Genomic DNA, 13035 nt, shown 5'->3' with positions numbered 1-13035 from the left:
CTCTCTCGGAACGCTGTGTGGTTTGCCGTCCATGATGCACGGACGGCCGGGTGTCGGAACGGCTAGGGTTTGGCCGTCGGCGGAAGACCTGACAGGAAGGCGCGGACATCAGCGGCGGATTTTTCCGGGATCTGCTCCATGGGAACGTGGCCAACCCCGGGATAGAGGATCAGCTTGGCGCCCGGAATGGCGGCGGCCAGGGCCTTGCCGGCATCCGCCGAAATGACCGTGTCCACCTCGCCGTGCAGGACCAGGGTCGGCGCCTTGATGGCCTGGAAGGTCGCCAGGGTCACCGGCGTCCTCGGCGCCGGCCTGCCGGACATCAGAAGCTCCCGGTGTCCCGGCGCCAGGGCCAGGTCGGCATAACGGTCCACCAGGGCAGGCGTGACCAGGGAGGCATCCACATAGGCCTGCTTGAGGCCCTTCTCCGCCAGGGGACGGGGATTGATCTGTTTGAGGATGGCGCGACCCATGGAGCTGCGCATGATCATGAAAACCAGGGGCGGACCATCGCCCTTGGGCTTTTCACCCGCCTTGGGGGGCGGCGGCAGACCGACGGAGTCCACCAGGACCAGGGCCCTCACCCGCTCCGGATGGGCCAGGGCGTAGTTCCACGAAACCCCGCCGCCCATGGAATTTCCGGCCAGGACGAAGTGATCCACCTTCAGCGCCCGGGTCAGTTGATCGACGATGGCCACCTGGCCTTCGGTGGAGACCTGATAGCCCTCGGGAACCGTAGTCAGGCCATGGGCCGCCAGGTCCAGGGTGATGATCCGGTAGTCAGAGCCCAGCTGGCCGACCCAGGGCTCCCAGGCGTCCAGATTGGCCGAGAAGCCGTGGACCATGACAATGGGCTGGCCATCGGCCTTGCCCTGGTCTCGATAGTGGACGCCCACGCCGTCCTGCAGGGCCATGAACCGCGAAGCGGGAGTGGCGTATTTGGCCTTGAGATCTGCATAGGGCAGGTCCTTGGCGCAGCCGCCCAGGGCTAGGGCGGCGGTGATGGCGATGACAAGCCTACGCATGAACTGATGTCTCCGGACTTATTGCAGGCCAAGGCGCTGAAGTTGCGACTTCGGCGCTTCGATCTCGATGAGGGCGGCGCGAAGCTGATCGGCCAGATCGGCTTCGATCGGGGTTCCGGCCAGGTTCCTGTCTTCGTCAGGATCCTCATGCCGGTCAAACAGGTGGTGGCCAGACGGCTTGGTCCGCGCCCAGAAGGGAATGGGATCGCCGGCGGCGAAGGTCTGGTGGATGACGGGAACCGTGGACCCCGGCATGCGGTCCAGGAAGGCCCGGTCGTCGGGCAGGGGCAGGGCGATGTGCTTGTCCACCACGTGGGTCGGCATGGTCGACCAGCGGTTGGACATCATGGACAGGGGCTCGTTGGCGCCGACGGGACCCCGGGCGTATTTGTGGTTCGAGGTCACCAGATGGACTTCCCGTCCCCAGACCCCGGTCAGCAGGTGATCGCGGATCGACGTCGCCTCGCCCCGCAGCAGGGGCAGGAGGGACCGGCCATGGGTCCGCTGGCGGGCGCCGACCCCGAACATGTCCGCCAGGGTGGCGTAGATGTCGACGCTGGTGGTCAGGGCGTTGCAGGATCCCGGCGCAATCCCCGGATGCCGGATCAACAGGGGAACATGGCCCAGGGTGTTGTAGATGGGCACGCCGGGTTTGCCCCAGATATCCTTCTCGCCGAGATAGTGGCCGTGGTCAGTGCAGATCACCACGAGGGTGTCGTCGGTCAGGCCCTTGTCGTCGACGGCCTTGAGCACCTTGCCCAGCCAGTGATCGATCATGGACAGCTTGCCGCCGTATGACGCGCGAAGCTGGCGGGCCTGGCGTTCGGTGAGAATCCCCTTCTCGATGGCGCCCTGCATGTAGGGCGGCCAGATCAGGTGGGGTCCTTCCCATTCGGCGTCGTATTTCGAAGCCCAGGGCTCGGGGGTGTCGAAGGGCTCGTGGGGATCGAATTCGTCGACGAAGAGGAAGAACCGCTCGTGGTGACCGGCATTGTCCTCGATCCACTTCGCCGCCGCCGACATGGTGCGGGGACCGGGGAAGTCGGCCTCGCCGGTGAACCAGCCGCGGCTGTCATCATAGGGCATGTGGCCGCGGCCAAAACCCGGGGCGCCGGCCCAGCTGGGATCGGGCCGGGTCTTCCAGGCGTCGCCTTCATGGCCCCGGAGATAGTCCCAGGCATAGAAGTCGCAGTGATAGTTCTCGCCGCCGGTCTCGAAGAGGTGGGGATGGTCGCTGATCAGCTGGCTGACCACCCCCACCTTGCGCAGTTCATAGGTGATGGCGTCTTCCCAGATCTCCACCGACCCCCAGGGCCGCCACAGGAAATCCAGGGCGCCGCACAGGATGTCATGCCGGGCGGGCATGCAGGGCAGGGAGCCCGTGTGGTGGTTGTCGAACCGGGTGGCGGTCCTTGCAAGGGCGTCGAGATTGGGGGTTTCGAACTCGGTCCCGCCATAGGCGCCCAGCATGTGCCGGTTGAGGCTGTCCAGCAGGATGACGATGGCGTTCTTGGGTGTTGTGGTCATGTCCCCCCGCTCTGGTCTGGCGTTCGGGTGGGATAGGAAGGCAAGTGCGACGACGCCGCAAGTGCGGCCCTAGCCGAAATGCTCGCCCAGATAGACACGGCGCACTTCGGGATCATCGACGATCTGGGACGGAGTGCCTTCGAACAGGACCTCGCCCGCATGGATGATGGCGGCGCGGTCTATGATGTCCAGGGTCTCGCGGACATTGTGGTCGGTGATCAGAATGCCGATGCCCCGGGCCTTCAGATAGCCGATGACCTCGCGGATGTCGGCGATGGCCAGGGGGTCGATGCCGGCGAAGGGCTCGTCCAGCAGCATGAAGGAGGGTTCGCTGGCCAGGGCCCTGGCGATTTCCACCCGGCGACGCTCACCCCCTGACAGGGAGACCGCCGGCGACTTGCGCAGGTGGTCGATCCGCAGTTCTTCCAGCAGGCCGGTGACCGTGGCCCGCGAGGAGGACCGGCTGGAATCCCGCAACTCGACCACAGCCATGATGTTTTCCTCGACCGTCATGCCGCGGAAGATCGAGGTCTCCTGCGGCAGATAGCCGACGCCCATCCGGGCCCGCTGATACATGGGCTGGGCGGTGATGTTCTCGCCGTCCAGATAGATGGCGCCATAGTCGGCGGGGATCAGGCCGGTGATCATGTAGAAGCAGGTGGTCTTGCCGGCGCCGTTGGGACCCAGCAGGCCCAGCACCTCGCCCCGACCGAGGGACAGGGTCACACCCTTGACCACGGTCCGGCCACGGAAGGCCTTGCCGATATTGTCGACCACCAGCCCTTGTCCGGCCAGGGCCGGGAGGGGTTCAAAGCGATCTTGTTGCAAGGCGGCTCCTCAGCGCGGGGCTGCGGCCGCGCCGGCCGGCTGCTGGTTCGGATAGATCACAGTCCTCACACGCCCGCCCTTGCCCTTGCCGCCGCTCTGCATCTGCGCATCGCCGGTGGAAATCCTGATCACCAGTTTCGAACCGCGCAGGACATTCTGGCCCTGAATCGCGATCACGTCGCCCGTGAGGGTAAGGGTGTCCGAGCCCGCCTCATAGACCGCAGAGTCCCCCCGGACCCTCTGTTGGGGTGTGACATAATAGACCGAGCCGATGGCTTCCATGCGATCCAGCTGGCTGTCGCACTTGCCCCCCATGGCCCCGGTCGCGCCAGCCGCCTGGGCCGCTGACGTCTGGGGGCCGGTCGGCTTCTGGCGGGTCTTGTAAAAGATTTTCAGGACTTCGGCCCGCAGACGCGCCGTATCCTGCATGGCCTCAGCCGCGCCGCGATAGGTCGCAAGGCACTGGGTGTTCACCACTTCGAGCTGGTCAGCCGAGATATCCACGGGCGCATCGGAATTCTGGGCGAGCTGGGCGCTGGCGGGGCCTGCCGCAACCAGGGTCATGGCCAGCCCGGCCAGCAGGGTCGATCGGGAGATCTTGTTCATCTGCATTGTCTGTCCGTCTCGCCCGCCTACCTGGAATCAACGCGGGTATGAACGCCGCCCTTGAAGACCAGACGATCACCCTTGTCGTACACGCCATAGGACTTTGCGATGATTTCTCCAAGCGGTCCAACGCCCTGAATCTCTCCGGCGCCCTCAAGTTCTCCGGTCGCCGTATTGAAGATCGAGCTGGCCGTGGTGAAATTCAGATCAGCGCCATTGAGTTTGACGTCGCCCTCAAGGCTGAGCATGCGCGCATCCTCGCGATAGACGCCCGACATTGACGAAATCCGCATGGGATTTTCGCCTTCCTCGTCGAGCACCAGGGCAGGGGTGTTGAGGATGACCCTTTGATAATCCTGCGGGTCCCGGGTTGCGGTCCTGGCGGTCAGGACGAAGGCCCGGCCCTTGTTGTCGCGGCCGACAAATCTGGGATTCACCAGCTGGATCGGCGCCTGGGTGTCCACAGGCTTGGCCTTCTCGCCCAGCATTGACGTGCGGACCACAAACCCGGCCATGGCGATCAGGATCAGGCCGATGGCGGCGGGCAGCAGAACCCGAAGCCGCCGAATCAGTCGTGACCTCCGCCGCCACCGTTCAAAGACGTCGTGGCGAGGTTCAATCCCCGGGCGTGTGGCCGTATGGCTCACGACGGCCTAGGCGTGAGCAAAAATGTCGACGTCTTCCCAGCCCGCCACGTCCAGCAGGGCGCGGTGGGGCAGGAATTCGAAACAGGCCCGGGCCAGTCCGTCCCGGCCTTCCCGCTCAAGCATGGCGTCCAGGCGCGTGCGCAGGGCGTGCAGGTGAAGGACATCCGAGGCAGCATAGGCCACCTGGTCGGGGCTGAGGACGGCGGCGCCCCAGTCCGAGCTCTGCTGGGCCTTGGACATGTCGACCCCCAGCAGTTCCCTTGAAACGTCCTTCAGGCCGTGCCGGTCGGTATAGGTGCGGGCCAGCTTGGAGGCGATCTTGGTGCAGTAGACCGGAGCCGTCACCACGCCGAGATGGAGGTGGAACATGGCGATGTCGAACCGCCCGAAGTGGAAGATCTTCGTCACCGTCGGGTCGGTCAGCAGGGCCTTGAGATTGGGCGCATCATAGCCAGGCCGATTCAGCCGGACCACGTGGGCGTTTCCGTCCCCCGCCGAAAGCTGAACCACACACAGGGGATCCCGTCCAAGACGGAGGCCCATGGTCTCGGAATCAATGGCGACAGAAGTCACCCCGGCGAAGACGCCGGCGGGAAGATCGCCTTCATGTTGGTAGGTCGGCAAGGTTCGCTGCGCTCCGGCGCTGTTAGTCGCCCCTCCATTATAGAGAGGGATGGTGCCCAGGAAAGGACTCGAACCTTCACGGCCGTTAAGCCACTGGCACCTGAAGCCAGCGCGTCTACCAATTCCGCCACCTGGGCCCGATCCGCCGGATCGCGCGAGGGGCGGTTCATAGGGCGCCCACTTGCCCGGGTCAACGCCTCAATCACCGGTATCGCACATCGCTCTGATTGCGGCGCACGGCGGCATCGTCTATCGCAGGGCCAGTCTTCGCTCCTTTCGGATCACACCCATGCAGAATCTGGTCACCGTCTTTGGCGGTTCGGGGTTTGTCGGCAGCCAGGTGGTGCGCGCCCTCGCCAGCCAGGGGGCCCGCGTGAGGGTCGCCGTCCGCCAGCCGCATCTGGCCCACACCATGCGACTGCTGGGCGATGTCGGCCAGATCGAGGTGGTCCAGGCCAATATCCGCAATCCGGCCTCTGTGCAGCGCGCCCTTGAAGGGGCGAGCGCCGCCGTAAACCTGGTGGGCCTGCTCTATGAAAGCGGCCGCCAGAAGTTCCAGAGCATCCATGCCATGGGCTCGCGCAATGTCGCCAAGGCCGCCCGGGAAATGGGCGTCCCAACCCTTGTGCAGATGTCGGCCATTGGCGCAGACGAAGCCTCGGAAGCAAAGTATGCCCGGACCAAGGCCATGGGCGAGGCCGCTGTGCGCGAGGGGTTTCCGGACGCCATCATCATCCGGCCGTCGATCATTTTTGGTCAGGGGGACGGCTTCTTCAACCTGTTCGCCCAGATGGCTGTGTTCAGCCCGGTCCTGCCCCTGATCGGTGGCGGGCATACCAAGTTCCAGCCGGTGTTTGTCGGCGATGTGGCCAAGGCCATAGCCCGGGTCATCAATGACCCGGAGGCTGCCGGCAAGACTTTTGAACTGGGCGGTCCCGGGGTGTTCAGCTTCAGGGAGATCCTGGAACTCATCAACGCCCAGACCGAGCGCAACCGGTTTCTGGTGCCCCTGCCCTTCCCCATCGCCGATCTGATCGGCAAGGTCGGACAACTGGCCAGCCTGGTCGCCCTGACCCCGCCGCTTACCAGCGACCAGGTGGAACTGCTCAAGACAGACAATGTGGCCAGCGGGGCCTATCCGGGGCTTTCGGACCTGGGCCTCACGCCGACTCCGGTTGAAGCCATCCTGCCCACCTATCTCTACCGATTCCGCAAGGGCGGTCAGTACGCCGATGAGACGGAACGCCTGGCCGCCAAGGGGGCCTGACCTGGCCTTCTAGGTGTGGGTTGTCAGCCAGACCAGGCCGCCGGCCCCCACCAGGATCCGCCACCAGGCAAACGGAGCGAACCCCCGGGCTGAGACGAAGTCCAGGGTCTTCTTGACGACCACATAGCCCACCACAAAGCTCACGGCGAAGCCGATGGCGATCAGGCCGGCCTGATCAGTGTTCAGGGCGTGCCGGTTCTTCCAGAGATCCAGGGCGAAGGCGCCCGCCATGGTCGGAATGGCCAGGAAGAATGAGAATTCGGCCGCAGCCCGCTTTTCCACCCGCAGAAGCATGGAGGCGACAATGGTGCCTCCGGATCGCGAAACGCCCGGGATCAGGGCCAGGGTCTGGGCCGCGCCCACCAGGAAGGCCGTCATCCAGGGCAGGGCCATGGCGTCGGTCTCCCGGGCCGGCGGCGCCCAGCGGTCAACGGCCAGCAGGACAAAGCCGCCGATCAGCAGTGACCAGCAGATGAGCCGGGGGCTCTCGAAGAGGACGTCCTTGATCAGGTCATGCAGGACCATTCCGGCCACGGCGCCCGGAAGGAAGGCGATCAGGACAGAGGCTGCAAACCGGCGGGCCTGTGGTTGAGTGGGCAATCCAAGCACCATCGCCCAGAGCCGGCTGAAATAGAGGGCGACCATGGCCAGTATGGCGCCCAGCTGGATCAGGACCGAGAAAGTGTCCCAGAAGCCGTTGGGCAGGCCCAGCAGCATCTTGGTCAGCAGGAGATGTCCTGTCGACGAAACCGGGATGAATTCGGTCAGTCCCTCGACGACGCCGAGAATGATTGCACTGATCCAGTCCGACATGGCGTTGGCCTCCAAAGGATCAGGCCTCAGTCGGGCCCGCCGGTAAAGGTGAGGTAAATGACCTAGAAAGGATAGGACCGCTCGAGGCGATAGCGCGATCCCTCCTGGGTCTGCCAGGAGGAATAGAGGCCAAATGCAGTCAGGGCGAAGGAGGGGGAGCGCAGCAGGTTGTTGGCCGCGATCCAGTCTGCCACATGGCGGGGATCGGGACGGCGCAGATAGGCCAGGGTTACATGGGGTCGGTACCTGCGGGCGTCCGGGGTAAGCCCGGCCCTCCGTCCCGCCGCCTCACAGGCCTTGTGCAGGGTGGTCAGCTCGCGATTTTCGTCAACACCGGCCCAGACGGCGTGGATGTCGCGGCCCTCGCCAAAAGCCCCGACCCCTGCAAGCGCCAGATCGAGAGGATGAACGGCGACCTTGGCCAGTTCCACGTCCAGATCCGCCGCTGCGGTCTCTGGCATGTCGCCGAAAAAGCGCAGGGTGATGTGGAAGGCCTCCGGCGGTCGCCAGCGTGCGTCCGCAAGGCCGGTCTGACGCCGAACAAGGCCTTCAGCAATGTCTGGGGGAATGGACAGGGCGGCGAAAAGGCGGATCATGGGAGCAGACTAGGTCAGGCCGGACGGGTTCGCAAAAAACTTGATATCCACAGGACTGCAGAGTCCTTGCGAAAGCAGAAGTGCACGCCGATATTGAGGGCTGCGCCCAATCGGGGCGTTTTGAAAAGGGCAAGGCTCACATGAGCGACTTCAACCACGGCTTTGCGCGCACCGAGGTTTCGGGCAGCGCCGACATGTCGATGGACATCGGTCTGCGCAGTTTCATGCTCGGAGTTTACAACAAGGTGGCTTTGGGCCTGATGCTCTCCGCCGCCCTGGCCTATCTGACAGGCGCCTATCCGCCAGTCCGCGATCTGATGTTCACAGTGGCGAACAACCGCGTCGGCTACAGCCTGCTCGGCATGATCATCGCCTTCGCGCCCCTGGCGGTCATCCTGTTCGCCGGCTTCGGCATCCAGAACACGACGCCCCGGACTTCGGGCATTGTCTACTGGACGGTAGTCAGCCTGATCGGCGCCTCCCTGGGCATTGTGACCATCCGCTATACGGGCGAATCGATCGGCACCACCTTCCTGCTGACCGCCACCGCCTTCGGCGCCCTGTCTCTGGTGGGTTACACCACCAAGAAGGACCTGACCGGTTTCGGCAGCTTCCTGATCATGGGCATGTGGGGCCTGCTCGGCGCCAGCCTGATCAACATGTTCATGAACAGCGGCCCCATGGCCCTGATCATCAACGTGGTCGGCGTCCTGATCTTCTCGGGACTGATCGCCTACGACACCCAGAAGCTGAAGATGACCTACTACCAGCTGGGCGGAAACGAAGCGGCCATGGGCGTGGCCACCAATTACGGCGCCCTGAGCCTCTATCTGGACTTCATCAACCTGTTCCAGTTCCTGCTGAGCTTCCTGGGCAATCGCCGCTAGGCGCTCTATCGCAGCTGAGATCAGGCCCTGGCGGGCGACCGCCGGGGCTTTTTCTTTGGGGGCTAGTCGACGACCCGGAACTTGCGGCTGTCAAAGACGGTCAGGACCTGCTCCAGCTCCTGGGCGCGCTTCAGGACCATGCCGCCCTCGCCGATCACCGCCCAGGCGCCTTGGCGCTTCGCAAGGGCGGGCCGCTTTTCAATCCTGTAGGCAGGCGCCTCGGCGGCCCTGCGAAAGACCGAGAAGATGCAGGCGTCGGTCAGGGCGTCTATGGCGTAGTCCCGCCATTCGCCAGCCGCGACCATGCGGCCATACAGGAGCAGAATGCGGTTCAACTCCCGCCGCTCAAAAAAGACGGACGCGCCCTTTGCGGCGAGCGACGGGGGATCAAGTGCCATTGGCGCCAGGTTAGACCGAGAATCGCTGCGGCGACAATTGCGCGCCCCAGGATAAATCCGCCCTGAAATGACCTTAATTCGGACCTGTCGCCGCCTGATCTGGCCACCATATAGGTAGTGTCGGTTGATCGGAGCCCCGTTGGTCCCGGACCCTGAACAGCCCCCCCAGCCCCACCTGGATTGCGGGCCGGTCAACCGATAGAGATCCCAGCGATCGCGCCCGCGCAACTCCCCCCGTTGCGCGGGCGTTGTCGTTTCAGGTCACTGGCTGGCGGCGGGCGCCGTCCTTGGAACGGTGACCTTGCGGCCAACGGCCAGGATTCGACCGCCCCTGGGAGACTGTACGATCACCGCAAGGGACAGCCCGGCTTCGGTTTCAGGCAGGCGATAGGCGGTGGGACGACCACGCCAGGCGCCAAGGCGGGTCAGGCTTCGCACCACATTCACATGGGTGACGGTCTCGCCGCGGTTATCGCCCTTCTTCACGACCACATCCTGCGGCTTGGGGTCATAGGCCGCCAGCCAGACATCGGCTCCGCCCTTGGGGGCAAGGCCCTGTCCGACATCCACCCTTCGGGCGCCGATGAAGGCGGTATCCGGCGCGCCGTGAGGCGCCAGGGCGGCCCTGGCGATCAGCAGGTCAATCTTTTCGGTCTGCTTGCCGCCGGTCTGGTAGCGCCCGTCAATGACCACCTGGGGGGTATAGGGCTCCCGCAGGGCGAAGCGGGTCACATAGGCTTTCTGGCGGGCGGTGAATTCAGGCTGGGCGAAGGTGTCCGACCAGCCGAGATAGTCCCAGTAGTCGACGGAAAAGGTCAGGGCCAGAACGTCAGGACGCTCGACGGTCTTTTCCAGGACTGCATTGGCGCCCACGCAGGAGGCGCAGCCCTGGGCTGTGTAGAGCTCTACAAGCACAGGGGACTTTGCCACGGCCAGGCCCGGCGCAAAAACCAGAAGCAGACTTGCGACGAGGGCGGCGCGCATGAGGCAGACTTTGCCGGAGTTACGGGACGATGGGGTTCAATAAGCCGTGAGCAGAAAAATTGATTGAGCTCCCCGCACCAGACCGGTGCAGGGAGCACGATCATGTCGTCCTAGCCTTCGGTGCGGGCCAGATTGCGCAGGACGTAGTTCAGCACGCCGCCGTTCTTGAAGTATTCAAGCTCGGTGGGCGTATCGATCCGGCAGCGGACCGGGAAGCGGGCGATGCGACCGTCCGACGGACGGTACATTTCCACCGTCAGCTGACGCCGGGGCGACAGTTCGGTGAGGCCGCGGATCGAGACGATTTCCTCGCCGGTCAGGTTCAGCTTCTGCCAGCCGTCCTGGAGGAACTGCAGGGGCAGGACACCCATGCCGACCAGGTTGGACCGGTGGATACGCTCGAAGCTCTCGGCGATGACCGCCCGGACGCCCAGGAGCTTGGTGCCCTTGGCCGCCCAGTCACGGGATGAGCCCGTGCCGTATTCCTTGCCGGCGAAGACCACGAGGGGGCGACCCTCGTTCTGGTAGCGCATGGCGGCGTCATAGATCGACATGACATCGCGCGACGGGAAGTGCTTGGTGACGCCGCCTTCGATCTCCGGGGTGATCTTGTTGCGGATGCGGATGTTGGCGAAGGTGCCGCGCATCATCACTTCGTGGTTGCCGCGACGGGCGCCGTAGGAGTTGAACTCCGAGGTCGGCACCTGACGGTCCCGCAGGTATTCGCCCGCAGGTCCCGAAGCCTTGATCGAACCGGCCGGGCTGATGTGGTCGGTGGTGATCGAGTCGCCAAACACCGAGAGCACGCGGGCCTCGATGATGTCGGTAACGGCGTCCGGCTCCATCTTCATGTCGCGGAAGTAGGGCGGGTTCTGGACATAGGTGGAACCCATGTCCCAGGCGTAGGTCTGGCCGCCGGCGACCTTGATGCCCTGCCAGTTCTTGTCGCCCTTGAAGACGTCGGAATAGCGGGTGGCGAACATCTTCTGGGTGACGTGCTTACGCTGCAGGGTCGCGACTTCTTCCGAGGTCGGCCAGATGTCCTTGAGATAGACCGGCTTGCCGTCCTTGCCTGTGCCGATGGGTTCCTTGGACAGGTCGATCAGCAAGGAGCCGGCCAGGGCGTAGGCCACCACCAGGGGCGGCGAGGCCAGATAGTTGGCCCGCACGTCCGGATTGACCCGGCCTTCGAAGTTGCGGTTGCCCGACAGGACCGAGCAGGCCACCAGGTCGCCGCCATTGACGGCTTCCGAAATGGCTTCCGGCAGGGGGCCGGAATTGCCGATGCAGGTGGTGCAGCCATAGCCGACCAGGTTGAAGCCCAGGGCGTCGAGGCTCTTGGTCAGACCGGCGGCCTTCAGATAGTCGGTGACCACCTGGCTGCCGGGGGCGAGGGAGGTCTTGACCCACGGCTTGACCTTCAGACCCTTTTCCACGGCCTTCTTGGCCACCAGACCGGCGGCGATCAGGACCGAGGGGTTGGAGGTGTTGGTGCAGGAGGTGATGGCGGCGATCACAACGTCGCCATTGCCGACATCGAACTTCTCGCCGGCGACGGCGACGCGCTCGCCCACGCCGTCCTTGCCGAATTCCTTGCCCAGGGCGAGGTTGAATTCAGAGGCGGCGTCGGACAGCAGGACCCGGTCCTGGGGACGCTTGGGGCCGGCAAGGGACGGCAGGACCGAACCGAGGTCCAGTTCCAGGGTGTCGGTGAAGATCGGATCGGGATCGCCCGGCTCGAACCACAGGCCCTGGGCCTTGGCGTAGGCTTCCACCAGATCAGCGCGGGCCTTTTCACGGCCGGTGGCGCGCAGATAGTCGATGGTGGCGGTGGTCACCGGGAAGAAGCCGCAGGTGGCGCCATATTCCGGCGCCATGTTGGCGATGGTGGCCTGATCTTCCAGGGTCAGACCGGCGAGGCCTTCACCGTAGAATTCCACGAACTTGCCGACCACGCCCTTCTTGCGCAGCATCTGGGTGACGGTCAGGACCAGGTCGGTGGCGGTGGCGCCTTCCGGCATGGCGCCGAACAGCTTGAAGCCGATGACCTCGGGGATCAGCATGGGAATGGGCTGGCCCAGCATGGCGGCCTCAGCCTCGATGCCGCCCACGCCCCAGCCCAGGACCGACAGGCCGTTGATCATGGTGGTGTGGCTGTCCGTGCCGACCACGGTGTCGGGATAGGCGACGGTCGGGCCTTCATCGTCATTGGTCCAGACGGTCTGGGCCAGGTATTCCAGGTTCACCTGGTGGCAGATGCCGGTGCCGGGGGGGACGACGCGGAAATTATTGAAGGCTGAGGAGCCCCAGCGCAGGAAGCGGTAACGCTCGATATTGCGCTCATATTCGCGGTCGACGTTTTCGCCGAAGGCCTTGGCCGTGCCGAAGAAATCCACCATGACCGAGTGGTCGATCACCAGGTCGACGGGGCTGAGCGGATTGATCTTTTCCGGGTTGGCGCCAAGGTGCGTCATGGCGTCGCGCATGGCGGCCAGGTCGACGACGGCGGGAACACCGGTGAAATCCTGCATCAGGACCCGGGCCGGGCGGAAGCTGATTTCGTGCTCGACCGAACCCTTGTTCTCTGTCCAGGCGGCCAGGGCCTTCAGGTCATCGCCGCCGACGGTTTCGTTGTCTTCGTTGCGCAGCAGGTTCTCGAGAAGCACCTTCATCGAGGCCGGAAGACGAGAAACACCGGCCAGACCGGCTTCTTCCGCGGCGGGAAGGCTGTAATAGATGTAGGTCTTGGAACCCACCTTGAGTTCGCGGCGGGTTTTGAGGCTGTCGATTGAAGCCATTGTTAGGAATCCTTCCTCTGTTTACGGCCGCAGAA

General features: G+C 64.5%; 13 protein-coding genes and 1 tRNA gene. 2 read left to right on the top strand and 12 right to left on the bottom strand.

Features of this window, described 5'->3' with window-relative positions; all coding sequences use genetic code 11:
* Positions 1-62: 62 nt before the first annotated feature.
* The 7 genes from CFE28_02055 to CFE28_02025 form a co-directional block, all read right to left on the bottom strand.
* A complete protein-coding gene (locus CFE28_02055) occupies positions 63-914 on the bottom strand; it encodes an alpha/beta hydrolase (GenBank protein ID OYU71513.1) in 852 nt (283 codons plus the stop codon).
* Between the two features lie 129 nt (positions 915-1043).
* Positions 1044-2552 (bottom strand): sulfatase, encoded by a 1509-nt coding sequence (locus CFE28_02050; protein OYU68880.1) that lies wholly within the window; start codon positions 2550-2552, stop codon positions 1044-1046.
* Positions 2553-2621: 69 nt separating this feature from the next.
* Positions 2622-3347, bottom strand: a complete 726-nt coding sequence (gene lptB / locus CFE28_02045; GenBank protein OYU71512.1) for an LPS export ABC transporter ATP-binding protein — start codon at positions 3345-3347, stop codon at positions 2622-2624.
* A 42-nt stretch (positions 3348-3389) separates the two neighbouring features.
* A complete protein-coding gene (locus tag CFE28_02040; GenBank protein ID OYU68879.1) occupies positions 3390-3992 on the bottom strand; it encodes an organic solvent tolerance protein OstA in 603 nt (200 codons plus the stop codon).
* Positions 3993-4012: 20 nt separating this feature from the next.
* The gene (locus CFE28_02035; protein ID OYU68878.1) at positions 4013-4633 is read right to left on the bottom strand and encodes a hypothetical protein; all 621 of its coding nucleotides are present in this window, start codon (positions 4631-4633) and stop codon (positions 4013-4015) included.
* Positions 4634-4639: 6 nt separating this feature from the next.
* Entirely contained in the window at positions 4640-5257 is a 618-nt protein-coding gene (locus CFE28_02030; protein ID OYU68877.1) for a ribonuclease D, read from the bottom strand.
* A gap of 50 nt (positions 5258-5307) precedes the next feature.
* Positions 5308-5394, bottom strand: a tRNA-Leu gene (locus CFE28_02025).
* A gap of 152 nt (positions 5395-5546) precedes the next feature.
* Between CFE28_02025 and CFE28_02020 the strand changes: the two genes are divergently transcribed.
* Entirely contained in the window at positions 5547-6524 is a 978-nt protein-coding gene (locus CFE28_02020) for a complex I NDUFA9 subunit family protein (protein ID OYU68876.1), read from the top strand.
* Positions 6525-6533: 9 nt separating this feature from the next.
* Here CFE28_02020 and CFE28_02015 read toward each other — a convergent pair whose 3' ends face one another.
* Together CFE28_02015 and CFE28_02010 are read right to left on the bottom strand one after the other, a co-directional pair.
* Complete coding sequence (locus CFE28_02015) at positions 6534-7337, bottom strand: undecaprenyl-diphosphatase (protein ID OYU71511.1); 804 nt, start codon at positions 7335-7337, stop codon at positions 6534-6536.
* A gap of 62 nt (positions 7338-7399) precedes the next feature.
* Positions 7400-7933, bottom strand: coding sequence for an RNA 2',3'-cyclic phosphodiesterase (locus tag CFE28_02010; GenBank protein OYU68875.1), 534 nt, complete (start codon positions 7931-7933; stop codon positions 7400-7402).
* Positions 7934-8073: 140 nt separating this feature from the next.
* Between CFE28_02010 and CFE28_02005 the strand changes: the two genes are divergently transcribed.
* Entirely contained in the window at positions 8074-8820 is a 747-nt protein-coding gene (locus CFE28_02005; protein ID OYU68874.1) for a hypothetical protein, read from the top strand.
* Between the two features lie 62 nt (positions 8821-8882).
* Here the strand turns inward: CFE28_02005 and CFE28_02000 are convergent, their stop codons facing one another.
* The 3 genes from CFE28_02000 to acnA form a co-directional block, all read right to left on the bottom strand.
* The gene (locus CFE28_02000; GenBank protein ID OYU68873.1) at positions 8883-9218 is read right to left on the bottom strand and encodes a hypothetical protein; all 336 of its coding nucleotides are present in this window, start codon (positions 9216-9218) and stop codon (positions 8883-8885) included.
* 261 nt (positions 9219-9479) lie between these two features.
* Positions 9480-10202 carry a hypothetical protein gene (locus tag CFE28_01995; GenBank protein OYU68872.1) on the bottom strand — a complete coding sequence of 241 codons (723 nt, stop codon included), beginning with the start codon at positions 10200-10202 and terminating at the stop codon, positions 9480-9482.
* 110 nt (positions 10203-10312) lie between these two features.
* A complete protein-coding gene (acnA, locus tag CFE28_01990; GenBank protein OYU68871.1) occupies positions 10313-13000 on the bottom strand; it encodes an aconitate hydratase 1 in 2688 nt (895 codons plus the stop codon).
* Positions 13001-13035: the final 35 nt, after the last annotated feature.

It is taken from the genome of Alphaproteobacteria bacterium PA2 (assembly GCA_002256425.1).
In the GTDB taxonomy this organism is placed as follows: domain Bacteria; phylum Pseudomonadota; class Alphaproteobacteria; order Caulobacterales; family Caulobacteraceae; genus Phenylobacterium.
This window is presented reverse-complemented; position numbering and strand designations above follow the sequence as displayed.

What these genes read in the sequence shown, in the direction of transcription:
- CFE28_02055 (OYU71513.1), bottom strand. Translation starts at nt 914, where the DNA reads ATGGCCCTGCAGGACGGCGTGGGCGTCCACTATCGAGACCAGGGCAAG.
- CFE28_02050 (OYU68880.1), bottom strand. Translation starts at nt 2,552, where the DNA reads ATGACCACAACACCCAAGAACGCCATCGTCATCCTGCTGGACAGCCTC.
- CFE28_02040 (OYU68879.1), bottom strand. Translation starts at nt 3,992, where the DNA reads ATGCAGATGAACAAGATCTCCCGATCGACCCTGCTGGCCGGGCTGGCC.
- CFE28_02020 (OYU68876.1), top strand. Translation starts at nt 5,547, where the DNA reads ATGCAGAATCTGGTCACCGTCTTTGGCGGTTCGGGGTTTGTCGGCAGC.
- CFE28_02015 (OYU71511.1), bottom strand. Translation starts at nt 7,337, where the DNA reads ATGTCGGACTGGATCAGTGCAATCATTCTCGGCGTCGTCGAGGGACTG.
- CFE28_02010 (OYU68875.1), bottom strand. Translation starts at nt 7,933, where the DNA reads ATGATCCGCCTTTTCGCCGCCCTGTCCATTCCCCCAGACATTGCTGAA.
- CFE28_02005 (OYU68874.1), top strand. Translation starts at nt 8,074, where the DNA reads ATGAGCGACTTCAACCACGGCTTTGCGCGCACCGAGGTTTCGGGCAGC.
- CFE28_02000 (OYU68873.1), bottom strand. Translation starts at nt 9,218, where the DNA reads ATGGCACTTGATCCCCCGTCGCTCGCCGCAAAGGGCGCGTCCGTCTTT.
- CFE28_01995 (OYU68872.1), bottom strand. Translation starts at nt 10,202, where the DNA reads ATGCGCGCCGCCCTCGTCGCAAGTCTGCTTCTGGTTTTTGCGCCGGGC.
- acnA (OYU68871.1), bottom strand. Translation starts at nt 13,000, where the DNA reads ATGGCTTCAATCGACAGCCTCAAAACCCGCCGCGAACTCAAGGTGGGT.